This window comes from Agrobacterium sp. 22-226-1, from assembly GCF_053522345.1.
The window spans coordinates 1-22,724 of sequence record NZ_JBNWCP010000007.1; the positions used below are offsets into that span (position 1 = coordinate 1).

The 22,724-nt window shown below is 58.6% G+C and carries 21 protein-coding genes, 1 tRNA gene and 3 pseudogenes; 13 read left to right on the forward strand and 12 right to left on the reverse strand.

Annotated elements, in window-relative coordinates:
- The first annotated feature begins 20 nt into the window (after positions 1–20).
- Positions 21–97: transfer RNA gene (locus tag ACQZ5K_RS13610), tRNA-Met, on the forward strand.
- A 161-nt stretch (positions 98–258) separates the two neighbouring features.
- On the opposite strand, the pseudogene ACQZ5K_RS13615 reads toward ACQZ5K_RS13610, so the two are convergent.
- From ACQZ5K_RS13615 to ACQZ5K_RS13635, 5 genes and pseudogenes are all read right to left on the reverse strand, one after another.
- Positions 259–396, reverse strand: a pseudogene (locus ACQZ5K_RS13615) (MATE family efflux transporter); the annotation flags it as partial.
- A 7-nt stretch (positions 397–403) separates the two neighbouring features.
- Positions 404–592, reverse strand: a complete 189-nt coding sequence (locus tag ACQZ5K_RS13620) for a hypothetical protein (protein WP_135856656.1) — start codon at positions 590–592, stop codon at positions 404–406.
- Positions 593–657: 65 nt separating this feature from the next.
- Entirely contained in the window at positions 658–1,665 is a 1,008-nt protein-coding gene (gene ftsZ / locus ACQZ5K_RS13625) for a cell division protein FtsZ (RefSeq protein ID WP_448740603.1), read from the reverse strand.
- Between the two features lie 51 nt (positions 1,666–1,716).
- A complete protein-coding gene (gene fabF, locus ACQZ5K_RS13630; protein ID WP_448740683.1) occupies positions 1,717–3,012 on the reverse strand; it encodes a beta-ketoacyl-ACP synthase II in 1,296 nt (431 codons plus the stop codon).
- A gap of 163 nt (positions 3,013–3,175) precedes the next feature.
- On the reverse strand, positions 3,176–3,763 hold the full coding sequence (locus ACQZ5K_RS13635; protein ID WP_448740604.1) for a TetR/AcrR family transcriptional regulator: 588 nt from the start codon (positions 3,761–3,763) through the stop codon (positions 3,176–3,178).
- 98 nt (positions 3,764–3,861) lie between these two features.
- Here ACQZ5K_RS13635 and ACQZ5K_RS13640 point away from each other — a divergent pair, with 98 nt between their 5' ends.
- The 3 genes from ACQZ5K_RS13640 to ACQZ5K_RS13650 all read left to right on the forward strand — a co-directional run bounded on the left by ACQZ5K_RS13640 (position 3,862) and on the right by ACQZ5K_RS13650 (position 9,204).
- A complete protein-coding gene (locus ACQZ5K_RS13640; RefSeq protein ID WP_448740605.1) occupies positions 3,862–4,971 on the forward strand; it encodes an efflux RND transporter periplasmic adaptor subunit in 1,110 nt (369 codons plus the stop codon).
- Positions 4,971–8,084: an efflux RND transporter permease subunit gene (locus ACQZ5K_RS13645; RefSeq protein ID WP_448740606.1), complete on the forward strand. Its 3,114-nt coding sequence runs from the start codon at positions 4,971–4,973 to the stop codon at positions 8,082–8,084. Before ACQZ5K_RS13640 ends, ACQZ5K_RS13645 begins: the two co-directional genes overlap by 1 nt.
- Before the next feature lie 307 nt (positions 8,085–8,391).
- A complete protein-coding gene (locus ACQZ5K_RS13650) occupies positions 8,392–9,204 on the forward strand; it encodes an oxidoreductase (protein ID WP_448740607.1) in 813 nt (270 codons plus the stop codon).
- A gap of 178 nt (positions 9,205–9,382) precedes the next feature.
- On the opposite strand, the pseudogene ACQZ5K_RS13655 reads toward ACQZ5K_RS13650, so the two are convergent.
- Together ACQZ5K_RS13655 and ACQZ5K_RS13660 are read right to left on the reverse strand one after the other, a co-directional pair.
- Positions 9,383–9,534 (reverse strand): annotated as a pseudogene (locus ACQZ5K_RS13655) (isoprenylcysteine carboxylmethyltransferase family protein); the annotation flags it as partial.
- A 20-nt stretch (positions 9,535–9,554) separates the two neighbouring features.
- Positions 9,555–10,448 carry an NAD(P)/FAD-dependent oxidoreductase gene (locus ACQZ5K_RS13660; RefSeq protein ID WP_448740684.1) on the reverse strand — a complete coding sequence of 298 codons (894 nt, stop codon included), beginning with the start codon at positions 10,446–10,448 and terminating at the stop codon, positions 9,555–9,557.
- Positions 10,449–10,667: 219 nt separating this feature from the next.
- Between ACQZ5K_RS13660 and ACQZ5K_RS13665 the strand changes: the two genes are divergently transcribed.
- Positions 10,668–11,315, forward strand: coding sequence for a TetR/AcrR family transcriptional regulator (locus ACQZ5K_RS13665; RefSeq protein ID WP_448740608.1), 648 nt, complete (start codon positions 10,668–10,670; stop codon positions 11,313–11,315).
- A gap of 74 nt (positions 11,316–11,389) precedes the next feature.
- A pseudogene (locus ACQZ5K_RS13670) lies at positions 11,390–11,878 on the forward strand (zinc-binding dehydrogenase); the annotation flags it as partial.
- A 257-nt stretch (positions 11,879–12,135) separates the two neighbouring features.
- Here ACQZ5K_RS13670 and ACQZ5K_RS13675 read toward each other — a convergent pair.
- Positions 12,136–13,146, reverse strand: a complete 1,011-nt coding sequence (locus ACQZ5K_RS13675; protein ID WP_448740685.1) for a LacI family DNA-binding transcriptional regulator — start codon at positions 13,144–13,146, stop codon at positions 12,136–12,138.
- Positions 13,147–13,327: 181 nt separating this feature from the next.
- Between ACQZ5K_RS13675 and ACQZ5K_RS13680 the strand changes: the two genes are divergently transcribed.
- The 6 genes from ACQZ5K_RS13680 to ACQZ5K_RS13705 all read left to right on the forward strand — a co-directional run bounded on the left by ACQZ5K_RS13680 (position 13,328) and on the right by ACQZ5K_RS13705 (position 18,597).
- Positions 13,328–14,281 carry a sugar ABC transporter substrate-binding protein gene (locus tag ACQZ5K_RS13680; protein ID WP_448740609.1) on the forward strand — a complete coding sequence of 318 codons (954 nt, stop codon included), beginning with the start codon at positions 13,328–13,330 and terminating at the stop codon, positions 14,279–14,281.
- A 127-nt stretch (positions 14,282–14,408) separates the two neighbouring features.
- Entirely contained in the window at positions 14,409–15,530 is a 1,122-nt protein-coding gene (locus ACQZ5K_RS13685; RefSeq protein WP_448740610.1) for an ABC transporter permease, read from the forward strand.
- The gene (locus ACQZ5K_RS13690) at positions 15,530–16,318 is read left to right on the forward strand and encodes an ATP-binding cassette domain-containing protein (protein WP_003523955.1); all 789 of its coding nucleotides are present in this window, start codon (positions 15,530–15,532) and stop codon (positions 16,316–16,318) included. The genes ACQZ5K_RS13685 and ACQZ5K_RS13690 overlap by 1 nt, the downstream gene beginning before the upstream one ends.
- A gap of 82 nt (positions 16,319–16,400) precedes the next feature.
- Complete coding sequence (locus ACQZ5K_RS13695; RefSeq protein ID WP_448740611.1) at positions 16,401–17,192, forward strand: TIM barrel protein; 792 nt, start codon at positions 16,401–16,403, stop codon at positions 17,190–17,192.
- A 26-nt stretch (positions 17,193–17,218) separates the two neighbouring features.
- Positions 17,219–18,238, forward strand: coding sequence for a Gfo/Idh/MocA family oxidoreductase (locus ACQZ5K_RS13700; protein ID WP_448740612.1), 1,020 nt, complete (start codon positions 17,219–17,221; stop codon positions 18,236–18,238).
- Positions 18,239–18,294: 56 nt separating this feature from the next.
- A complete protein-coding gene (locus ACQZ5K_RS13705) occupies positions 18,295–18,597 on the forward strand; it encodes a MurR/RpiR family transcriptional regulator (protein WP_448740613.1) in 303 nt (100 codons plus the stop codon).
- A 173-nt stretch (positions 18,598–18,770) separates the two neighbouring features.
- On the opposite strand, the gene ACQZ5K_RS13710 is transcribed toward ACQZ5K_RS13705, so the two are convergent.
- On the reverse strand, positions 18,771–19,400 hold the full coding sequence (locus ACQZ5K_RS13710; RefSeq protein ID WP_448740614.1) for a TetR/AcrR family transcriptional regulator: 630 nt from the start codon (positions 19,398–19,400) through the stop codon (positions 18,771–18,773).
- Between the two features lie 87 nt (positions 19,401–19,487).
- Here ACQZ5K_RS13710 and ACQZ5K_RS13715 point away from each other — a divergent pair, with 87 nt between their 5' ends.
- On the forward strand, positions 19,488–20,261 hold the full coding sequence (locus ACQZ5K_RS13715) for an SDR family oxidoreductase (protein ID WP_448740615.1): 774 nt from the start codon (positions 19,488–19,490) through the stop codon (positions 20,259–20,261).
- Positions 20,262–20,499: 238 nt separating this feature from the next.
- Here the strand turns inward: ACQZ5K_RS13715 and ACQZ5K_RS13720 are convergent, their stop codons facing one another.
- Genes ACQZ5K_RS13720 through ACQZ5K_RS13730 form a run of 3 tightly spaced genes read right to left on the reverse strand, consistent with a single transcriptional unit; the run spans position 20,500 to position 22,662 of the window.
- Complete coding sequence (locus tag ACQZ5K_RS13720; RefSeq protein ID WP_448740616.1) at positions 20,500–21,858, reverse strand: peptidase S41; 1,359 nt, start codon at positions 21,856–21,858, stop codon at positions 20,500–20,502.
- 36 nt (positions 21,859–21,894) lie between these two features.
- Positions 21,895–22,299 carry a VOC family protein gene (locus ACQZ5K_RS13725; protein ID WP_448740617.1) on the reverse strand — a complete coding sequence of 135 codons (405 nt, stop codon included), beginning with the start codon at positions 22,297–22,299 and terminating at the stop codon, positions 21,895–21,897.
- Positions 22,300–22,326: 27 nt separating this feature from the next.
- A complete protein-coding gene (locus ACQZ5K_RS13730) occupies positions 22,327–22,662 on the reverse strand; it encodes a cupin domain-containing protein (protein ID WP_080819752.1) in 336 nt (111 codons plus the stop codon).
- Positions 22,663–22,724: the final 62 nt, after the last annotated feature.

Here is a 22,724-nt window from a genome sequence, read left to right on the forward strand (position 1 = left end):
GCTATAATAAAACCAGTCAACGCGGGGTGGAGCAGCCCGGTAGCTCGTCAGGCTCATAACCTGAAGGCCGCAGGTTCAAATCCTGCCCCCGCAACCAAAAATTACAAATGATATCAAATAGCTCCGGGTCACCCCGGAGCTATTTTTTTGCCCAAAATCCTCTAGCACAACTCTAGAGCACATCCTGCAATCGATGAATCGATTGTGATGTGACAGCAGCGTTGGCAGGTGATTCAACATCCACTTCGACGGAGGTGGATGCCAGACAAGCCCATCGGCATCAGCGTGGCGGGTGGCACCCAGCGCTCGGGCCACAGCCGAGGAAACTCCCCTTCCAATCCCGCCATTCGACATCATTTGCATCAGCATGAGGACCGGAAAGACGAGGGTCACGCCCCAGCCATCACCCCTTATTTTCGGCGCCGTCTTCCCGCACTACCTCCTCGTGGGGCTGTGCCTTTAATCCAGCCACTTCGGTCTCCAGGCGGGCCAGCCGTTTTTCCAGCGCGATGAGGTAGTCTCCCTGCGGATCGTCGATACCCAGGACGGCATCTTCCCACGATCGCCATTTTTCTCGAAAACGCTTTAACATTTCAAATCTCCATGGCCATCAATTTTACAAATCGGCGCTTGCAGGCCCCACAGTATGAGCGAGCATCACGCCATTCGCTCCGAAAGGTGGATCACCTCTGCCGGTTGTCTCAATCCGGTGGCGACAACAGAGACTCTCAGCCGCCCCTCAAGCGCGTCATTGAATGTCGCGCCGACGACGATATTGGCGTCGTCATCGACTTCCTCGCGAACACGTGTTGCAGCTTCGTCGACATCAAAAAGGGTCATGTCCGGTCCGCCGGAGATCGAGACGAGAAGGCCTTTCGCTCCCCTGACGGACGCCTCATCGAACAGCGGATTGGCAATCGCTGCCTCGGCGGCATGTCGGGCGCGGGCGTCTCCCGTTGCCTCGCCCGTGCCCATGACAGCACGGCCCATGTCATGCATGACTGACCTTACATCGGCGAAGTCGAGATTGATCAATCCTTCCTTGACGATCAGATCGATGACGGAACTGACCCCGGCATGCAGCACATGATCTGCCATTTCGAATGCATCCGCGAAGGTCGTCTTCGCATCGGCAACCCGGAACAGGTTCTGATTGGGGATGACGATCACCGTGTCTGCGCATTGGCTGAGACGCTCGATTCCCTGCCGCGCTGTTCGCATTCGCTGGGTACCTTCGAATGTGAAGGGCATGGTGACGACGCCGACCGTCAGTATGCCTGCCTTGCGCGTAGCATGGGCGATAACGGGTGCGGCACCTGTTCCCGTTCCACCTCCCATGCCCGCCGTCACGAAACACATGTGCGTTCCGTGGAGATGGTCCATGATCTCGCCGATCGACTCTTCGGCTGCCGCCTGTCCAATATCGGCCAATGATCCGGCGCCAAGCCCCTCTGTGACGGTCGGGCCAAGCTGGATAAGGCGTGGCGCTTTTGACATGGACAAAGCCTGAGCATCGGTGTTCGCAACGATAAACTCCGCGCCCTCGAGATCGTGCATGATCATGTTGTTGACAGCATTGCCGCCGCCACCGCCGACGCCGATGACGGCAATCCTTGGCTTGAGGAGCGTTATGCCGGGCGGTGAAACGACAGTCGTTGGTTGCATGGTGGGAGCGTCCTGGTGGAGACTTTGTTCAAAAGGGATCACGCGCGGGGGTTAATCAGCCAATGGCGTACGACTGCCTCTCCTCGGCCAGCGTCGAAACACTGCGCTGGCATTGACGCCACCGAAGCCGAAGCCATTGGATATCGCATATTCAACATCGAGGGGTCGGGCATCGTTTGCGACAAAGTCGATGCCATTGGCTTCAAGGTCCGGTGAACTGAGATTCAACGTCGGGGGCGCGATCTGGTGCTGGAGCGCCAGGATCGTAAAAATAGCCTCAAGGCCGCCAGCGGCCCCCAGCAGGTGCCCCGTCGCCGACTTCGTGCCGCTGACAGCGATTGACTTCCTTTGGCCGAACAGGCTCTTGATTGCTCTGAGCTCTCCGAGATCTCCAACCGGGGTCGAAGTCGCATGTGCGTTCAGATGGCCGATTTCGTGCGGCGCGATACCAGCCTGCGCGATGGCTATTTGCATTGCCCTGCGGGCGCCGCTTCCGTCCTCCGGGCCGGAGGTAATATGATGGGCGTCGGCCGTCGTTCCGTATCCAACGAGTTCTGCTATCGGCGTCGCACCACGAGCAAGGGCGTGGCTTAACGCTTCAATGACGAGGATGCCTGCGCCTTCACCCATAACGAAGCCGTCGCGGGCGGTGTCGAAAGGACGTGACGCTTTGGCCGGGGTCTCGTTAAAGCCTGTCGATAGTGATCTTGCCGCTGCGAAACCACCAAGGCTGACAATGTTCATACAGGCCTCGGTGCCACCGCAAACCGCAATGTCGGCTTCATTGGATCTGATCAGTCGCGCTGCATCGCCAATCGCCTGAACGCCGGCAGCACATGCCGTCACCGGCGCTCCCAGCGGGCCTCTAAAGCCATGCCGGATAGAGACTTGTCCGGCAGCGAGATTCACGAGAAAGGATGGAATGGTGAAGGGCGAGAGGCGGCGGACGCCGCGTTGGTCGACGGTACGCACCGCCTCCGTTATCGCGGGAAAGCCACCGATGCCCGATGCGATGATTGTCGCCGTTCTCAGTTTTTCTTCTTCGGAAGCTGGCTTCCAGTTCGCCTGCGCGAGAGCCTCTTCCGCCGCTGCCAGCGCAAAGATGATGAAACGGTCGACCTTGCGTTGATCCTTCGAGGACAGGGTCCTGTCAGGATCAAATCCTCCTTCAGGATCGTCTGCCAGAGAAGGGACCACGCCTCCGATTTTTGAAGGCAAATCCCCGACGATGTCATCACCCAGCCGACGGATCCCGCTTTTGCCAGCAAGGAGCCGGGACCAGGAGATATCGACATTTGCACCAAGGGGGCTGACGGCTCCCATTCCCGTGACAACGACACGACGCATTTGCATTTCCACCTGTTTAGGATCAAAAATTTGGCATGCCTTCGGCGTCCGACCGAATGACTGGTCGTGAACTTTGGACATGCGGTTCGCGCTATTCTCTTCTGATACGCGTGCGGCGCTGAGCTTTGCCAGCTATCGGCGACGAACATCCAAAAACTGTTTGTTAGTCGCTGCCATCGCGGCCAGCAATGCGCCGAACCTCGCTCGCTGCCGCGTCGAGTACGCTCGTCGACAGCAGTTCATCCTCGATGATCCGCGACAGCGTCACCGCACCGACCATCATGGACAATATTGCCATGGCTTTTCCGCTTCGAGCTCTATCGTCACCCTCTCCGATGAGTTGTTCGAGCACCTCGAAATGCGCCCGGATACCATCCTCAAACGGGCGCCGAACTTCGTCAGTTTGACGCGCAGCGTCGGAGCCGAGAGCAACAAGCGGGCATCCTTCTGCCTTCTCGCCGCTATGATCTTTGGAGAGGTAGAAGCTGATGATCGATTCCAGCGGATCTGACGTGTCTGCTGCGGCATCAGACCACCTCCTGGTGGCGCTCTCGAGAGCACGCCGTGATGCGAGCGCCGCAAGATCGTCCTTGGATGCGAACTGCTTGTAGAACCCACCCTGGGTGAGGCCCGCACCCTTCATCAGGTCTTTAAGGCCGATCCCGTCGAAACCATGCTCTCGAAACAACCGGCTGGCGACGTTTATCACCCTCTCCCGGTTTTCCTCTGCCTGTACGCGGCTCACTCTCATGTGGACCTCCAATTAGATTTCATTTGACATCTATATGTCTTTTAGAGTTAGAGTGCAATCTAATATTTTTGAACAGGCCGTCAAGAAGGGACGATGAAATGAAACGGAAACTTGTTGTCACTGCAGCAGCAGTGCTGGCGCTGGCCGCAGGCGGAGCCGCAGCACTGCTGCTTCCGGCGCAGGCACCAGAAGCAAAGGCTGCCGATCCCCGGACCTTGGCGCCACTGGTCAATCTCGCGACGGCCAGGCTCCCTGGCAATTCGAGCAGCAGCTTTACCGGAACCGTTGGTGCTCGCGTCCAGAGCAATCTCGGCTTTCGCGTTCCCGGAAAGATCGTTGAACGTTTCGTCGACGTCGGGGAGCAGGTGAGCGCTGGCCAGCCATTGATGAGGCTTGACGAGACCGATCTTCGCCTTGCTCTGACCGCCAAGCGAAACGCTGTCATCGCAGCACAGGCGACGTTTGTTCAAGCGAAAGCCGATGAGAAACGCTTTGCCGTGCTGGTGAAGACCTCTGCTGCCTCGACGCAGCAATATGAACGATCGAAGGCCCTGCTGGATACGGCGACGGCACAGTTGGCCGCCGCTCAGGCTGAGGCGAATGTTGCCGAAAACGAGGCCCAATATACGGTTCTTGTTGCCGATGCAGATGGAACCATTGTCGAGACGCTCGGTGAACCGGGCCAGGTGGTAACCGCCGGGCAGCCGGTTGTGCGGCTCGCGAAGTCTGGTCCGCGCGAAGCGATTGTCTGGCTTCCCGAAACCATGCGTCCTGACATTGGAGCTCAGGCTTCCGCATCCGTCTATGGCAGAAACAATGCCGAAAAGGCCAAGCTGCGCCAGATCTCCGATTCTGCCGATCAGCAGACCCGCACCTATGAAACGCGCTGGGTGCTAGAAGGGGGTGCTGCAAATGCGCCTCTGGGCGCGACCGTCACCATCGAAATCGAGAACAGAGATGCGCAGAATCATGCGGAATTGCCGATAGGCGCCCTGTTGGATGACGGGACGCGCACAGGCGTCTGGGTGATCGATCAGCAATCGTCCCTCGTGAAGTTTCGTGATGTGAACGTGGAGCGGGTGAGCGAAGAGAATGTGGTCGTCACTAACGTCAAGCCGGGAGAAGAGGTCGTTGCGCTTGGCGCACATCTTCTGAAGGACGGAGCGCAAGTTCGCACCAACGTTGGGACAAAAGAGGCGGCAAACTGATGAACCTCAATCTGTCCGCCCTTGCGGTTCGCGAACGCGCCGTGACGCTGTTCTTTATCGTCCTTCTGTCGCTTGCCGGCGTCTATGCCTTCGTCAAGCTGGGACGCGCTGAAGACCCCTCCTTTACCATCAAGACGTTGACGGTCACGACTGTCTGGCCGGGCGCAACCGCGCGCGAGATGCAGGATCTCGTTGCCGAGCCGCTGGAGAAGCGCATTCAGGAATTGGCCTGGTACGACCGTGTCGAGACAACGACGCGGCCCGGCTTTGCCTATCTTACCGTCACGCTCAAGGACAATACGCCGCCAAGCGCCGTCGCTGAAGAATTTTATCAGGCGCGCAAGAAGCTCGGCGATGAAGCCAGAAACCTGCCGCAGGGTGTTCTGGGACCGTTCGTGAACGACGAATATTCCGACGTCAGCTTCGGCCTTTACGCTCTCAAGGCGCAGGGCATGCCGATGCGCGATCTCGTCCGAGAGGCCGAAAAGATCAGGCAGGACATGCTTCATGTTCCCGGCGTAAAGAAAATCAATATTCTCGGCGAACAGCCGGAGCAGATATTCGTAGAGTTCTCCTATGAGAAGCTCGCCACGCTCGGTATATCTTCTCAGGACATTGCCGCAGCCCTTCAACGGCGCAATACCGTTACGCCCGCTGGCTCAATAGATACGCAGGGTCCGCAGGTGTTCATTCGTCTCGACGGTGCCTATGACAGTATTCAGTCTATCGCTGATACGCCCATCGTCGCTTCCGGCCGCGCATTGAAGCTTTCCGACATTGCTGAGGTACGCCGGGGTTATCAGGAGCCCGCAAGCTATGTCATCCGTCATGACGGCGAGCCGGCCATCATGCTCGGTGTTGTCATGCAACAGGGCTGGAATGGTCTGGAGCTTGGCAAGGCTCTCGAGGAGCGCTCCAGCCGGATCGCACAGTCGTTACCCCTTGGCATAACGCTGACGAAGGTCAGCGATCAGGCTGTCAACATTGATGCGGCGGTGGGTGAATTCATGGTGAAGTTCGCCATGGCCCTCGGCGTGGTGCTCTTCGTCAGCCTCATTGCGCTCGGCTGGCGGGTGGGCATCGTCGTGGCTCTGGCCGTTCCGCTGACGCTGGCTGTCGTCTTCATCATCATGCTCGAGACGGGGCGCTTCTTCGACCGCATCACGCTCGGTGCATTGATCCTGGCACTTGGCCTGCTTGTCGATGACGCCATCATCGCCATCGAGGTGATGGTCGTGAAAATGGAAGAGGGCATGGACCGCATCAAGGCGGCTGCCTATGCCTGGAGCCACACTGCGGCACCGATGCTGTCGGGCACGCTTGTGACCATTATCGGCCTGATGCCCGTCGGATTTGCCGCCTCTGCAGCGGGTGAATATGCGGGCAATATCTTCTGGATCGTCGGTTTCGCACTGATTGTTTCCTGGTTCGTGGCGGTGATCTTTACGCCCTATCTCGGCGTAAAGCTGTTGCCCGATATCAAGCCGGTGGCAGGCGGCCATCATGCGATTTACGATACGCCGAATTACAGACGCCTGCGCGGTGCGATCGAATTCACCGTCAAGCACAAGTTCCTGACCTGCGCCATTGTCGGCGTTGTCATGGCGCTTTCGGTCGTCGGGATGGGTGCGGTGAAGCAGCAGTTCTTCCCGACATCGGACCGCCCTGAGGTTCTTGTCGAAGTCCGCATGCCAGAAGGCACGAGCATCGAAACGACGACAGCCACGGTCAAGAAGCTCGAGGCGTGGTTGAAGCAGCAGCCCGAAACGAAGATCGCGACCAGCTACATCGGCCAGGGTGCGCCCCGCTTCTTCTTCGCCATGGCGCCCGAACTGCCCGATCCTGCCTTTGCGAAGATCGTTGTGCTGACATCCGACGCACATGAGCGTGAGGCGCTGAAACTGCGTCTGCGGGAAGCTGTTGCGCAAGGGTTGGCGCCCGAGGCATTCGTCCGCGTGACGCAACTCGTCTTTGGCCCCTACACGCCATTCCCCGTCGAGTTTCGGATCAAAGGACCGGACGCCGAAGAACTGTACAAAATCTCCGAGCAGGCACTTGCTCTCATGAGCTCGGTACCTGACGTCAGAAATGCCAACCGTGACTGGGGTAACCGCACACCTGTTGTCCGGTTCGTTCCTGATCAGGATCGCCTGAACCTCATCGGCATGTCGTCCGCCGAGGCTGCCCAGCAGATACAGCTTCTGCTGAGTGGTGTTCCCGTCACGCAAGTCCGAGAGAACATCCGAAACGTTCCCGTCGTGGCCAGAAGTGCCGGTGAAATCCGCCTTGATCCTGCAAGGCTCGCCGACTTCTCGCTCGTGACGAGAGACGGTCGTGCGATCCCGCTCGATCAGATCGGCCACACGGAGGTGCGCGTCGAAGAGCCGATCCTCAAGCGTCGTGACAGAACGCCTGTGGTGACGGTCCGATCCGACATTAACGAGGCGACACAACCGCCGGAGGTTTCGCAGCAAGTGATGACCGCTCTCCAGCCACTCATTGCATCTCTGCCTGCCGGTTACACAATCGAGATGGGCGGCAATATCGAGGAATCACTCAAGGCCAATACTGCCCTGGTGAAGGTCTTCCCACTGATGATCGCAGCGACCCTGATCGTCATCATCCTGCAGGTACGCAGCCTGTCGACGATGACGATGGTGATGCTGACAGCACCACTCGGTCTTGCAGGCGTCGTGCCGACCCTGATCCTGTTCAACCAGCCTTTCGGGTTTAACGCGATCCTGGGTCTTATCGGCCTGGCGGGCATCCTCATGCGCAACACGTTGATCCTGACCGAGCAGATCAAGGAGAACAAGGCGGCAGGTCTTGATGATTATCACGCCGTGATAGAAGCGACCGTGCAAAGAACGAGGCCGGTTATCCTGACGGCGCTTGCCGCGGTCCTCGCCTTCATTCCCCTGACGCATTCGGTCTTCTGGGGTTCGATGGCCTACACGCTTATCGGCGGAACGGCGGTGGGCACGCTCATCATCCTGCTCTTCCTGCCGGCACTCTATGCTGCATGGTTCCGCATCAAGCCACCCAAAGCAGAAATCTATTCGGCGGAGCACGCGAATACGGAAACAGCTCAGCATTCGCTTGCTGCGGAATAGCCACCCCGTCCCTCCGCAGCATCATCTGCTGCGGAGGGATCATACTGCTTGGCGAGATGTGGCGTGTGTCTCGCGTGCCAACAGAACCCTTTCGGAAGCCATGCCTTCATCCCGCCGAGAACCGCCGCATTAACTCGACCGATGTTTCGCGCGTCGAAGCGATTCATTCCAAGTGTCGTGTGGGTTGACCACCCGTCTCCCCAATTTCCGCAAACGCGTTTTATTTCACTTGCAATCTAACTTAGTTATAGATTACAAGTGAAATCTATATTGATTTCTAATCCCACGCTAATTTTGGAGAGCGTAGATGTCGACAGACAAGATTGTTGTCGTGACCGGAGCATCCTCCGGCATAGGGCAAGCAACCGTAAGGTTGCTGTCGCAGAATAGGTTCAAGGTGTTTGCAGGATCGCGCAATCCGGACAAAAGTGGACCGGTTCCCGGTGTCGAGTACGGACGTCTCGATGTGGACAACGACGAGTCGGTGAGGCAGTTCGTCGATTGGGTTCTGTCCCATTCAGGCCGGATTGATGTCGTGGTGAACAATGCAGGCGTCTCTCTTGTCGGGCCGGTCGAAAGCACATCGGACGATGAGGCGAAGGCCCTTTTTGAAACCAATCTCTTTGGCCCGCTGCGCATGATACGAGCGGTATTGCCCGCGATGCGGCAGCAGAACTCCGGCTTGATCGTCAATGTCAGCTCGGTCCTCGGCTTCCTCCCAGCACCGTATATGGGCCTTTATGCCAGCAGCAAGCATGCCCTGGAGGGACTGTCTGAAACGCTTGACCACGAAGTTCGGCAATTCAACATTCGCTCCGTCTTGGTTGAGCCGACGTTCACGAGGACAAGTCTCGATGTCAATGCGAAGCAGACAGAGACGCTTATTGATGACTACGCTCCCCAATTTGCCAAATCCAATGAGGCCGTTCTTTCAGCCATTAAGACAGCAAGCAGTCCTCAGACTGTCGCTGCCGAAATCATGGCAGCAATCACAGGCCCTCACAAAATGCGCAGGCCGGTTGGAAAACAGGCTACGCTTCTGAGCCGCCTGAAACGATTTGTTCCAGCCAAGGCATTGGATAGCGGCATCAGGAAGACGTTTGGGCTCTCCCGATCGTAAGCTTTCGCGGAGCTTGCGCCCTAAAACCCGCAAAGTTGGGCATGCGGCATTCGGAAACTTCATGTCATCTATCGTCATGACTGACCGGGTGTCACAGTCGCGTCGACCGCCACATTCACTGTAGCGGTCGGTCGCACTGGCGAGAATATGCTTGCATGCGCTCGGACCGACACGGGTCTAAAGCAGCGTTCACAACCAGCAGCCGCCAGTCGATATCGAACGAGCGCAGCGTGCGACGACACGCTCTGCCGCCAGCGCCGACAGCAGTGCTGCGAGATAGACAAGTGGCGGAGGGAAGCGCACACCCGCGCTAGCCGGTTCCACAGTCATTTTCATCTTCCAATCTGTGCTTAAACCAGCATCGACTGCTGGGCAAAGATACCCGCCATCGCGCCTTGCCATGTTGCGGTGGTGACAGAGGGGATTCCGGGGTTAGCGAGGTCGCCGGCGGCATAGATGCCGGGCATGCTGGTTTCGCGGCGCTCGTCGGTCTTGAGGGCGATGCCGGTTGGCGTATTGACCATGGTGAGGCCCAGTGCGTCATGAAGGCTTGCGGACGGCTTGTTGCGCGGATGCGCGAAAAGGATGTCGACTGCGACATCGGGGCCGATATCGAGCTTGATAGTGGCATTGTGGTCCCCATGACGGACGATCTCGGTGATCCGGCCATCAACGAGCGGTACCTTTCGGCCCGCCAGATCGGCCCGGATGTCGGGTGTGATGTCGTGACCATCGGCAAAGACCGTCAAACTGTCGGTCCAATCGTGAAAAAGCCTCACCTGATTTATCGACTGCGGACCCGACCACACGAGGCCCCAATGCTGGCCGGCGACTTCAAAGCCGTCGCAATAGGGGCATGGGATGATGGATGTACCCCAGCTTTCGGCAAAGCCTGGAACAACAGGCATCTGGTCGACAACGCCATAACTCAGGATCAGGCGGCGCGCGCTGAGGCTTTCGCCATCGCCAGTGAGGACGGAGAAATTGTCGATGGCACCGGAGATGCTGTCGGCCCGAGCGTTGACCAGGTTGATCGCGGGATAACGCGCCAGCTGCTGCCGCGCCTCGGTCAGGATGTCCGATGGTGGCTTGTGATCGTGGCCGAGCACTCCGTGCGAGCGGCCTGCGAAGCGATTGCGCGGCAGGCCGGTATCAAGAACGGTGACCTTGCGGCGGGCACGGCCGAGCTGCAGGGCAGCGGCGAGGCCGGCAAAGCTGCCGCCGATGATGATGACATCATTCATGGTGATGGGTTCCTTGTTGTGGATGGAGGGGGACAGGCTGGGGCTGGCGGCGGCCTGATCACGGGGCACGCTGATGGTGGAAAGCGCGGCCAGCTTCAGCAGTGTTCGTCGTTGCATGGCACCCTCGTGTTTTTCGACTGATTCTTTGGCTTGCTTATTTATGAAACTACGTGGTATCTTAATTCACGAATAACGATACTGTCAAGGACTGTAACTATCGTGACTAAAAATAGTCAGAGCCGGCGCGGCCGGCCTGCCAACGAAACGCTTGGTCAAACAATCGTCGACACGGCAGGGGAACTCTTTGCCGAGCTGGGTTTTCAAGCGACGACCTTGGACAAGGTCGCTCAGCGGGCGAAGATATCCAAGCTCAGCATCTATCGTCACTTCGAGAACAAGGAGGCGCTGTTTGGCGCAGCATTTGCGGCCCGCTGCCAGCAGTTAATACCGCAGGTCCTTTTTGAAGGCGTCGACGATTCGGCCAAAGATCAGCTCATGGCGGTGGGATCATCCCTGCTTCGCACGCTGTTGCGCCCGGACGTTCGCAGTGTCGAAGCCATGGTTACGGCCGATGTCACAAGTCAAAAGTCGTTGGGCAAGATTCATTACGAAGCCGGTCCCGCCCATATGATCGCCCAAATCGAGGCCCTGTTGCGTCAATTGCATGCGAAGGCGCTTCTGAACGTGCCTGATCCTGTCCAGTCCGCCCGCCTGTTTGCTGCGCTTTTCAAAGGCTCAGATCTCCTGATTATCGCACGCTTCGATGAGGCGAGAGCGGAGGACGACAACGAAATCGAATCCTATTGCCGGTCGGCCGTCGCCATGTTCATGGCCGCGCACGGTGGCAACGACCACGTGGGCGCATAGCCTGGTTAAGAACGGATCGGAAAAGGAAGGATGTGGACATGGCAGAACAAAATGCCGATCAGATTGCCGACTGCCAGAAGGTGTTCATTCAGGCCGGTTCCGGCGGTGTCGGCACCTTCGCCATCCAGCTTGCCAAACATCTCGGCGCCACCCTGGCAACCACCACCAGTGCGGCTAATGCCGACCTCGTGCTGAACAGCCAGGATGCCAAGACGCTGGCAAAGTCATTGAACATGCTGAAGCCGGGTGGAAAGCTCATCTCGATCTCCGGTCCACCGGACGCCCCCTTCGCCAAATCCCTGCGGCTGAACTTCTTCCTGCGCTTTGTGATGCGGATACTGAGCCGGGGAATTCTGAAAAAGGCAAAGAGTCGAGGTGTGGACTACTCCTTTCTGTTCATGCGCGCGGAAGGTCAGCAATTGCGCGAGACCGCCGCGCTGATCGACGCCAGCGCCGTCCGTCCTGTGGTCGACAAGGTGTTCCCCTTTGCACAAACGGCCGACGCCTTGGTGTATGTCGAGACCGGACGCGCAAAAGGGAAGGTTGTCGTTGCCGTTTCGTAGTGAGCGGCTGGGCAAAGGTAGTCGCTCTCCAGACCATGATGTCCGCTTCCTATGTCTCTTGCGACAGTAGCGGACATTCTCGTTCCGGCCCAAACGAGATACTCCAAAAATGAGTAGGCAAGAGAGGCTTTTGACGCGAAGCGGAATTTGTTGCCGTAAAGCCGGATTGAGGTGGAGAATTTACAAGTCTCCATGCAGTCAGGCCCCCGCAACCAAATCTCAAAACCCCGTGGCACCAGCGACGGGTTTTTTTGTTGTCATGTGGAATTTCGGACGATCATTTTACCCGGCAAGGTGACTGTTTCGGCTTCAATGGCTCCGGTGATCATTCCGATGATGGCCTCGACCATCTCGTGGCGCGGTTGTTCATATGTGGTGAGGCCGTATGCGGGTGAACCTCCGAGTTCATAATTGTCGAATCCGACGATGGCCATCTCCTCAGGCACTCTCAGCCCGAAGTTTCCGCGAATTTCATCCATGGCGCCGAAAGCCAGGATATCGTTCTCACACATAAGGACATCGACGCGTTCGGAAGGTGCAGTATGCGAGAGATATTCGCGGACGGATGCTGCTCCCGCTGCGGCGCTGTATTTTTCGGCAGATAGCAGTTCGATCTCGCCAACGCCTTTTTCCGCCCAGAAATCCGTAAAGTGCTGCCGGCGCCTGAGCGCTGTCGAAAGCGCCGTCGCGCCGCTCATGAAGCCGGGCTTTCGATATCCCCGTTCGTATAAATGGTTGACGATGTCTCTCAGCGCCAGCTCGGCGTCGCATACGACGGCGGGTACGCCGTCGATCTGGCTATCGCGTGCCAGAACGAACATGGGCGGCATTCCGTGGCCAAGCTGGCGGTCCGTCAGCGTTTCATCGCGAAATGCGGTGCCAAAAAGAATGATGGCGTCAACCTGACGCTGGTCGGCATGCAGCAGGGCGTGCACGTGATCGAAGTGGTTATTGATGTTGATGAGCATGGCAACGAGGCCGGCGGCCTGCAGACGCTCCGTCAGTGTTTCGAGAAACGGCAGTTTCTGGGGATTGGCGAAGTCATCAACGAAGACGGCGACCTGATGGGTCAGATTGGTGGCAAGGCTCCGGGCAAGAAGGTTCGGCGAGTAATTCAGGGCGGCCGCCGATTCCAGCACGCGCCGTTTGCTCTCCTCGGTGATCGACGCACCGGGTGTGAAGGCCCGGATTACGGTCCATTTAGAGACGCCGGCTGCGGTCGCCACCTCCTTCGCCGTCGCTCTCCTGGTAGTTTCCCGCTTGCGCATAGTGCCTCCGACTAAAATAGAACGAACATTCCATTTCGGATTCCGATGAAATGAACGCTTGCTTTTAACCCATTCGCAGCTATGATGCACCTGCTTGCACCCGGTAGCAAGATATTTGCACCCGGTAGCATGCGTATTTTGCCGGTCTGAGGAGTGGGCCGGTACAAGGAGGAGGAACCACATGAAATCTATTCTCAGGAAACTCGCCCATGGCGTACTCGTCGCCGGAATAGCCGTGTCATGCTCTGCGGCGGCCAGGGCGCAGGATCAGTTGACCATCATCGCGGTCACCCACGGTCAGGCGTCCGATCCTTTCTGGTCTATTGTCAAAAATGGCATGATGCAGGCGGGCAAGGACAGTAATGTCCGGGTCGATTATCGCGCGCCCGAGACCTTCGACATGGTCGCGATGGGTCAACTCATCGATGCGGCCGCAAACCAGACCCCGGCGGGGATAGTGATTTCCAATCCAGACCCAGATGCCCTAGGTCCAGCGATTGAAAAAGCAGTTGCCGCGGGCATTCCGGTCATCTCGATGAATTCCGGCATTTCGGCCACGGAAAAGCTCGGCATCAGGCTGCACGTCGGTCAGGATGAACTGCCTGCCGGTGTCAAGGTTGGGGAGAAACTGAAGTCTCTCGGTTTGAAGCACGTTCTTTGCGTCAACCAGGAGGTGGGCAATGCGGCTCTGGACCAGCGCTGCGCCGGAGCGGAAAAGGGTTTTGAAGGCGGCAAGGTAACGGTGTTGCCGACGACAGCCGACCCGGCGGAAATCGAAGCCAAGATTCAGGCGGCGCTTACCTCCGATCCCTCGGTGGATGTTGTGCTCGGTCTTTCTGCGCCGCTGGTCGGCGAACGCGCGGTTGCGGTTGTCGAAAAGCTGGGTGTCGGCGACAAGGTCAAGGTTGCATCCTACGATCTGTCGGCGGGTTTTCTGAAGGCTGTCGCGGACGGGAAGGCACTGTTTGCGGTTGATCAGCAACCCTTCCTGCAAGGTTATCTACCGGTGACATTTCTTGCGTTGAACGCGCGTTACGGCACCATTCCGGCGGGCAACGTCGCCTCCGGCCCAAGCTTCGTCGAGAAGGACACGGCGGCCGCAGTCATCGAAAAATCCTCCCAGGGCATCCGCTAGGCCGGATGGAAGCGTGGCTCCCGCCAAAGCGGGAGCCACCCCGAACGCAACCTTTGCCTCGATGCGCGACCTTTTCGGCCGAACGCCGTTGCGCGCAAAGATGACACCCAATCTGAGGAACGAACCCATGACGCTGGCCAACGAACAGAACGGGTCGTCGACCCGATCCGACGAGCGGCTAAAAAAGGTTTCGATGATGACCGCGCTCCTGCGGCGTCCGGAACTCGGCGCTGTCGCCGGGCTGGTGCTTGTCACCATCTTCTTTTTCTTCACCGCCAATCCCGCCATGTTCACGCTGGCCGGCGTGGTCAATTTCATGGCTCCGGCCGCCCAGCTCGGCATTCTTGCCATCGGCGCCGCTTTATTGATGATCGGCGGTGAATTTGATCTGTCGATCGGATCAATGGTCGCCTTTGCCGGTCTCGTATTTGGCACGGCACTGGTGGTTCTCAATCTTCCGCTCAGTGTGGCGATCCTGATTGCGCTCGGATTTGCCGTGGTCATCGGCGTCACGAATGCCCAGCTCACGATGCGAACGGGTCTTCCCTCGTTCATCGTCACGCTTGCATTCCTCTTCATTCTGCGTGGCCTCACCCTGGTTGGCCTTAAATGGGCAAGCGGCGGAGCGACACAGCTTCGCGGCATGAAGGAAGCCGCCGCCGACAGCCCGCTTGCCCCGATTTTTTCCGGCGACGCCTTTACCTGCCTGTTCTCCTGGCTCGGCAGCCGGGGCATCATCGAGACATTTCCAAATGGAACACCGAAGGTTCCCGGTATTCCGGTGGAGATCCTGTGGTTCGTCCTGATCGCCCTGCTCGCTACATGGGTGCTTTTACGGACGCGTTTCGGCAACTGGATATTTGCCGCCGGCGGTGACCCGCGTGCGGCGCGCAAGTCGGGCGTGCCAGTGGCGCGCGTAAAAACCACCCTGTTCATCATAACGGCGATGTGCGCCACACTCGTAGCGATCCTCACCGTGCTGGATGCCGGCTCCACGGATGCCCGCCGTGGGTTTCAGAAGGAATTCGAGGCCATCATCGCGGCCGTCATCGGCGGCTGCCTTCTGACAGGCGGTTACGGTTCGGCGATCGGCGCGTTCTTCGGCTCGATTGTCTTCGGCATGGTGTTGATCGGCCTCACCTACACGTCGATAGATCAGGATTGGTACCTCGTGTTCCTCGGCGGCATGCTGCTGACGGCCGTCATTTTCAACAATGTGATCCGCAAACGCGTCACGGGAGAACGCTGATGAGCACATCTCAGACGCCAATCGTCGAGGTCAGGAACCTCGTCAAATATTTCGGCTCCATCATCGCGCTCAACGGTGTATCGCTGAGTGTCAACGCAGGCGAGGTTCTCTGCCTTCTCGGAGACAATGGCGCCGGCAAGTCCACTCTCATCAACACCCTGTCCGGTGTGTTCAAGCCGACATCGGGAGAATTCCTCGTCGAAGGCCAGCCACGCATATTCGACGGTCCGCGGAATGCGCTCGATGCCGGCATCGCGACCGTCTATCAGGATCTTGCGATGATCCCCCTGATGTCGGTGACGCGGAACTTTTTCATGGGCCGCGAACCTTTGAAGGGATTCGGCCCCTTCAAGAGCATGGACATGGATTTTGCCGACAGGGTCACGCGTGAGGAGATGCGCAAGATCGGCATCGATGTGCGCGAGCCGGATCAGGCGGTGGGCACCTTGTCGGGCGGTGAACGGCAATGCGTCGCCATCGCGCGCGCTGTCTATTTCGGGGCGAAGGTGCTCATCCTCGATGAGCCGACGTCGGCGCTCGGCGTTGCGCAGACCTCGATGGTTCTCAAATATATCAACCAGGTCCGCAATAACGGGCTCGGCGTCATTTTCATCACGCATAATGTCCGCCACGCCTATGCCGTCGGCAACCGATTCACGGCGCTGAATCGCGGCAAGACCCTCGGAACATATTCGAAGAGTGAAATTGGCATCGACGATCTGCAGAACCTGATGGCAGGCGGCAAGGAGTTGCAGTCCATCTCCGAGGAGCTGGGTGGAACCATCTGACTAGACATTCCCGAACGAATATCCGGTTCGGCGCGATCGCGCCGCGCCACGATCCCTCATACTCATCAGCAAGGTATTACCCATGAGCGCTTCTGCGACTTCCTTCCCACTGGCGGCCTGCGCCGAGATGTTGTGGCGTGACAAGCCGATCGAATGGCGCGCTTCCCGGCTCAAGGATCTGGGCTTCGGTGTCGGCCTGTGGAACTGGCCGGAACATGACATCAGCAGACTTGAAGCGACCGGCGCGACCTTCACCATCATGAATGGTTATCTCACCGGCCGGCTCACGGATGACGAAGGCGCGGCAGAGCTGCTCAGCACGGCCCGCCAGACCGCCCAGGTGGGCAAACGCCTTGGCGTTCGGCGACTGAACCTGCATGGTACGGGCCTTGGAGATCGCGGGTTGCCGGTGCAGCCTGTCGAGGTGGTCACGGGCGTCATGTGGCTCAAGGCGCGTGACACGCTTTGCCGTATCGTTGACCTCGCGGAAGAAGAGGATGTGGTTTTCACCCTGGAGAACCTCAACCTTCCCGTCGATCATCCCGGCGTACCGTTTGCGCGCGCGGAAGATGCGCTGGCGCTGGTTTCCAGCATCGACCACCCGCGTCTGCGCCTCAATCTCGATCTTTACCACGCCCAGATCGGCGAAGGAAACCTGATCGAACTCTGCCGCAGGGCCCTGCCGTGGATAGGGGAGATTCAGGTTGCCGACGTGCCCGGTCGCTGCGAGCCCGGCACGGGAGAAGTCAACTGGAACGGCATTGCCCGGGCGCTGAAAGCGATGGGCTATGCCGGGCCGGTCGGCATGGAGGCTTGGGCATCCGGCGATGCCGACGCAGCGCTTTCGGCTTTCCGCGCTGCATTCACAATCTGACACCATAAACCCACAGGACGATCCCCATGCCCAAGACAAAACCCGTCAATGTCGGCCTCATCGGCGCCGGCCGCATCGGCTCTTTCCACGGTGAAACCGTCGCCCGGCGACTGGTGGATGCCGAACTCGTCGCCATTGCCGATCCCGCACTGGGTACGGCAGCAGGTCTTGCGGAAAAACTCGGCGTCGACGCCGCCTATACCGACATTGCCGCATTGCTTGCACATCCCGGTCTCGACGCCGTCATCATCGCAACGCCGGCCCGTTTCCATACCAATGTTCTTGTTCAGGCTGCCGAGGCGGGAAAAGCGATTTTCTGCGAAAAGCCGATGGCACTGACGCTGGAAGATGCCGATCGGGCGATTGCCGCGACACGCTCGGCGGGCGTTCCCCTTCAGGTGGGCTTCAACCGCCGGTGGGATCAGGCCTTTGCGGAAGGCCGGGCCGCGATCGACGTCGGCAAGGTCGGTGCGCCGCAGCTCATCCGCTCGCTGACGCGTGATCCTGGCCCATTCGCCGCAGACCCCGGCCGTATTCCGCTCTGGACGATTTTCTACGAGACCCTCATCCACGATTTCGACACGCTGTTATGGCTGAACCCCGGCGCCAGACCCGTCGAAGTCTTCGCCATGGCGGATGCGCTCGTTTGCCCTGACGCGAAAAGTGAAGGCTTTCTGGATACGGCAGTGGTCAATATCCGTTTCGACAACGGCTCCATAGCCGTTGCGGAAGCCAATTTTTCGGCGCTCTACGGCTATGACATTCGCGGCGAGGTTTTTGGATCGGCCGGCATGGTGACGATGGGCGATGTGCGTCGTTCAAGCATGACGCTGTTCGATGGGCGCGGCGTCTCGAATGAGACCTGGCGTCGCGATACCGATCACTTTGTCCATGGCTACACGGCGCAACTTGCCTCTTTCATAACCGCCGTCCGTCAGGGGGCAATGAGTGAAGGGCCGACGGGCCAGGATGCACGCAACGCACTGGCGGTCGCCCTTGCCGCTGTTCAATCGGTATCCCGGAAGCAACCGGTCGCCCTGAATTGAACCCTAAGGCGCGGTGGCTTGCCGGCGTGCCTTCAGATCGACAAGGAGCAGGCTTCATGCGTACGCGGCAGACCTTTAAAACGCCGACCAGCATTCAGGACATGAAGGGTCTGATCGTAACGGGGAGCCTGAGATTGTCGGAGCAGCAGGACCATGTCGCGCGAACCATTCTGGCTCGTCCGCATATCGTCGCCTTTGGTACGATCGGTTCCCTCGCCAGCGAATGCGCCGTGTCTCCATCCACCGTCGTCCGTGTCGCCAACTCGCTGGGCTTTGATAGGTTCAGCCAATTCAGGCGGGTTTTTCGCACGCACGTACTGTCGGAAGGGAAGGGGCGTAACATGATGGATTTTCTATAGGTTTTACCCCGTGAAAGCGAAAGTCGCAGGTTCTGCGAGGTGGAGAAGAAAATGAATCTCGCCAAGATTTGGCCGGCAGGGGTCCGCCTCGCCTTTAGCCCGCTTTCCTGGTCGAATGCCGTTTTGCCGTCTCCGGTCCTCGGACGACCCCCTCAAGAGGTTGCGATTCAACCTTAAGGGCCAGCGGCCCCACGCCTTCCGGGCCAGGCTGTCAGCGCGACGTCGACCAAAGCCTTTAACCTAGCCCTGCACGCGCCATCGCAAGCCTGCGCGGACATGCCCTGAATGACGGCGCCGTAAAAGCGGGCGAGCGTATCCGTGTCGGTTTGCGTGGGTAGTTCGCCCTCGCTGACGGCGCGGTCGAACCGCGTCTTGAGAATCTGTATTGCCGCCTCGCGCAATCCTGCCGTTGTGCGGGCGACAGAGGCGTTTGCTTCCGAATGCTGGAGAACGGCCGTGGAAACGATGCATCCTCGCGGCTTGTCAGGCTGGGTATGTCCTTCAGCAATATCGTAAAGGTAAGAGGCGAGCGCCTCGTAAGCGGGTATTTGCGCCTGCAGCACTTCGGCGCGGCGTTCGCTTTGCTGCGCAATGCTATGATCAAGCGCCAGCCGGAATAATTCTTCCTTCGAACCGAAGGTCGCGTAGAGGGACGGCGGGGTGATGCCCATCGCATGGGTGAGGTCCGCTATCGAGGTTCCCTCATAGCCGTGTTCCCAGAACAGCCGGGCTGCGACGTCGAGCCCGGCATTCCGATCAAGCAGGCGCGGTCTACCGCGTTGTTTTCGCGTCATTTCAGACATTTTTATATCGATCACTATAAAAATATTGACAGATCATGGCCGGATTTTATTATAACGATCGCTAGTTAAATCGCAACGGAGTGATCCATGTCTCAGAAACTATCGAACAAAGTCGCCCTCATAACGGGCAGTTCACGCGGCATCGGCCGTGCCGCGGCCCTGGCGTTTGCGAAAGAGGGTGCAGGTCTTATCGGCGTTCATTATGGTGCGAACCCCGATGCGGCAAAGGCAACGATCCGCGAGATCGAGGCTCTCGGTTCGAAGGCGGTCGCTCTCAATGCCGATCTGCGGGCAGGGAAAGCGGCGACAGACAGCTTGTGGGGGCAGTTCAGGGAAGCCACGGTCGCTTTCACTGGCTCGCCATCGCTTGATATTCTCGTCAATAATGCGGGCATTGCCCCGGCGACACCGTTGAAAGAAACAACGGAAGCCGCGTTCGACGAGTTGATGACGATCAACTTCAAGGCGCCGTTCTTTCTCATTCAGGCCGTTGCCGATCATCTCCGCGACAATGGCCGCATCATCAACGTCTCGACCGGCTTCACGCGCATCGCGGCGCCGACGCATCCCGCCTATGCGGCGTCCAAGGGGGCGCTTGAGACATTGACGCTGGCGCTCGCCCCGGAGTTCGGCCGGCGTGGAATTACGGTCAATTCGGTGCTGCCCGGTGTCACTGAAACCGACATGAACGCCGGATGGCTGGCAGCGCCGGAGGCCCGCGCAGGCGCCGAAGCCCTGTCAGTCTTCTCGCGTGTCGGACGCGCCGACGATATTGCGGACGTCATCACATTCCTTGCCTCGAACGACGCCCGCTGGACGACCGGACAGATGATTGATGCGACGGGCGGTGCGCGGATTTGATCCAGGCATAGCAGATGTCCCTGGACGACTGACGTCGGGCGGTTTCGCCTGACGCCCGAATGGGACAACTGCGTTCCTTCTCCCGGGCGAACTTTTTATCGGCGCGCGCACCTTGCGATGTTGGCGTTCGTGGCCCGCCCGACAGAGGCGCGAGCCGGCGCTTTCTTCGTCTCGTGGGTGCGCAACGCCGCCTGACATATCGGGAGGCGGTTTACGTTATCAATGTGTCGCCGGCTACCTATCGTGCAGGCTCCAGTGCCTTTTCCAGCACGGGATCCCGACCGCGCATATAATCGTCGAAGCTCAGATCAACAGAGATGTCGGGTGAAAGAGAGATATTGCGGGGCCCGAATGCGACGGTCGCCCAGTAGCAGGTTCGGACATCGCTGCAGCCTTGCTCGTAGTCTTCGAATTCGGAGCTGTAGCGGACGCTTATCCCTGAGTTTGGCAGCGTTATTTTATCGCCTTCCGCCCAGAACCTGCCGCCATCCCCCATTTTTTCGCCGATCAGAGATACCCGTTCGCCTCCGCTTCCCTTTATCAAGGCTGCGGTGACGATGCCTGCGGAGAACGTCGCGCGTCCCACAAGGACAGAAATCCGCCCCTGATCAGGGAGAAGGCGGGGCAGTGCCTGTGCAAAGAGAATGCTGTTGAAGAAATCGCCGCCGTTGTTGAAACGGAGATCGACGACGATGTGCCTCGGCTGGAAAGGCAGGATGTCTTTGTGAATGATGCCGCCGAATTTTTCGACGAGCGGCTTATCGTCGACACTCCGCGCCGTATCGTTTCGAATGTAGAGCGTGGTTCTTCCGTCATCGAGAAAAGACGCGGTTACATCGCTCCGTTTGCTGTATAAGCGAGGACTTTCTTTTAGCCGGTCGAGCACATGCGGCCAGCGTCCCGGCGTCCTTTCCGCATCCGGAATGAGAACCGAATAGCCCCTGTTCAGCCCGGTGCTGCGCTCATCGCCCGGGTCTTTCGTTACAACAGGCAAATACACCGTCTCCAGCGTTCCGGACCCCAGATTCAGCGTCAGCGGTGTTTTCGCGGTGTCGTCAATGGCGCCTATATGCCGGAGCACCCTCGGCGTCACCAGATAACCGGGACTGAGAAAGTGGATTCTCTGATCTGTGCCCGCAAGATAGGGCTTGAGCCGGTTTTCCGTTTCCGCTGCCGTGAGCGAGCCGATCTTTTCTATGCGCGCACCGAGCAGATGCGCATAGTCCGGATGGGCCTTTACAACATAGAGGCCGTCGGCAAACCACCACAGGCGAATGGGCAAGTCGCCGCCAAGAAAAGCACCGATATTGGCGTTCGTATGGCCGTTTCGGGCAATCGCGACAGACCGCATGATCTCCATTGCGAAAGCTTCCGGGCTCAAGCGATCAACCTCGCTTTCGATAAAGTTGACGTGGCGCTCGAATGCCTGCCGTTGATCCGGGCTGAAGCTTTTATCGAGGGGCGCCCATTGCTGTTTAAGCGCCGACAGATCCTCCCGCATCTGCCGGGCCGTCATCGAGTTCTCGTTTGCATATCCCGTAAGCGGCAGGATTGCGAGAAAGCCAAGGACGAGCTTGTAACGTAAGGCTGTTCTCATGGGAACAACCCCTCGTCACGCGCGTGGATGATGACGTCAGCCCGCATTGCTCAAATCCATGTAAGCGGGTTCAAATTCGTGGCCATCGGGATCGGCGAAGGTGCGGAGATACATGAAACCCAGATCCTGCGGTTCACGGACATCCGCCTGCCCACCTGCTTTTGCGGCGGCGCCAACCATGGCGTCGACCTCTTCGCGGCTGTCGCGCGAAAGGGCGATCAGCATGCCGTTCGTTGTACGGGCATCGGCGATCGGTTTGGCAGTGAAGGTCTTGTAGTAGTCGTGCCGCAGAAGCTGGAAGGTGATGGTCTCCGACCACACCATCGAGCTTGCGTCTTCGTTGGAAAACTCTTCATTCTTCACACAGCCGATCGCCTCATAGAAAGCGGTCGAAACGGTCAGGTCTATCACCGGCAGGTTCAGGAAAATCATTTTGGCCATTGTCTTTCTCCTCATGGTGGAACGGGGTTACAGAAAGGTCTGCTGAAAGGTCTCGCTCGGATGGATGCAGATTATCTCCAGCCGGTCGGTGCCGATATTTTCGAAGCGGTGGGGGATATTGGCAGGCCCGACGACGATGTCGCCCGACGAGCCGCGCGCCCGCTGATCGCCGATTGTGAACTCGGCCTCGCCTTTGCGCACCACCCAGGTTTCGGCATAGGGGTGAACATGCAGATCAGGGCCGCGACCCGGATCGGCATTGACGACAAAGATGGATACGGCGCTTCCGTATTCGCATCCTTCATAACGCACCGTCCGGCTCTGGCCGGGGTTCGGTTCCTGATGACGACGAATGGAAAACATCTGGTCTCCTCCCTGAGACAAAACTATCTTCGCGAGAAGATATATGTGCAATTTATCTTCCT

What these genes read in the sequence shown, in the direction of transcription:
- ACQZ5K_RS13620 (WP_135856656.1), bottom strand. Translation starts at nt 592, where the DNA reads ATGTTAAAGCGTTTTCGAGAAAAATGGCGATCGTGGGAAGATGCCGTC.
- ftsZ (WP_448740603.1), bottom strand. Translation starts at nt 1,665, where the DNA reads ATGCAACCAACGACTGTCGTTTCACCGCCCGGCATAACGCTCCTCAAG.
- fabF (WP_448740683.1), bottom strand. Translation starts at nt 3,012, where the DNA reads ATGCGTCGTGTCGTTGTCACGGGAATGGGAGCCGTCAGCCCCCTTGGT.
- ACQZ5K_RS13635 (WP_448740604.1), bottom strand. Translation starts at nt 3,763, where the DNA reads ATGAGAGTGAGCCGCGTACAGGCAGAGGAAAACCGGGAGAGGGTGATA.
- ACQZ5K_RS13640 (WP_448740605.1), top strand. Translation starts at nt 3,862, where the DNA reads ATGAAACGGAAACTTGTTGTCACTGCAGCAGCAGTGCTGGCGCTGGCC.
- ACQZ5K_RS13645 (WP_448740606.1), top strand. Translation starts at nt 4,971, where the DNA reads ATGAACCTCAATCTGTCCGCCCTTGCGGTTCGCGAACGCGCCGTGACG.
- ACQZ5K_RS13650 (WP_448740607.1), top strand. Translation starts at nt 8,392, where the DNA reads ATGTCGACAGACAAGATTGTTGTCGTGACCGGAGCATCCTCCGGCATA.
- ACQZ5K_RS13660 (WP_448740684.1), bottom strand. Translation starts at nt 10,448, where the DNA reads ATGAATGATGTCATCATCATCGGCGGCAGCTTTGCCGGCCTCGCCGCT.
- ACQZ5K_RS13675 (WP_448740685.1), bottom strand. Translation starts at nt 13,146, where the DNA reads ATGCGCAAGCGGGAAACTACCAGGAGAGCGACGGCGAAGGAGGTGGCG.
- ACQZ5K_RS13680 (WP_448740609.1), top strand. Translation starts at nt 13,328, where the DNA reads ATGAAATCTATTCTCAGGAAACTCGCCCATGGCGTACTCGTCGCCGGA.
- ACQZ5K_RS13685 (WP_448740610.1), top strand. Translation starts at nt 14,409, where the DNA reads ATGACGCTGGCCAACGAACAGAACGGGTCGTCGACCCGATCCGACGAG.
- ACQZ5K_RS13690 (WP_003523955.1), top strand. Translation starts at nt 15,530, where the DNA reads ATGAGCACATCTCAGACGCCAATCGTCGAGGTCAGGAACCTCGTCAAA.
- ACQZ5K_RS13695 (WP_448740611.1), top strand. Translation starts at nt 16,401, where the DNA reads ATGAGCGCTTCTGCGACTTCCTTCCCACTGGCGGCCTGCGCCGAGATG.
- ACQZ5K_RS13700 (WP_448740612.1), top strand. Translation starts at nt 17,219, where the DNA reads ATGCCCAAGACAAAACCCGTCAATGTCGGCCTCATCGGCGCCGGCCGC.
- ACQZ5K_RS13705 (WP_448740613.1), top strand. Translation starts at nt 18,295, where the DNA reads ATGCGTACGCGGCAGACCTTTAAAACGCCGACCAGCATTCAGGACATG.
- ACQZ5K_RS13710 (WP_448740614.1), bottom strand. Translation starts at nt 19,400, where the DNA reads ATGTCTGAAATGACGCGAAAACAACGCGGTAGACCGCGCCTGCTTGAT.
- ACQZ5K_RS13715 (WP_448740615.1), top strand. Translation starts at nt 19,488, where the DNA reads ATGTCTCAGAAACTATCGAACAAAGTCGCCCTCATAACGGGCAGTTCA.
- ACQZ5K_RS13720 (WP_448740616.1), bottom strand. Translation starts at nt 21,858, where the DNA reads ATGAGAACAGCCTTACGTTACAAGCTCGTCCTTGGCTTTCTCGCAATC.
- ACQZ5K_RS13725 (WP_448740617.1), bottom strand. Translation starts at nt 22,299, where the DNA reads ATGGCCAAAATGATTTTCCTGAACCTGCCGGTGATAGACCTGACCGTT.
- ACQZ5K_RS13730 (WP_080819752.1), bottom strand. Translation starts at nt 22,662, where the DNA reads ATGTTTTCCATTCGTCGTCATCAGGAACCGAACCCCGGCCAGAGCCGG.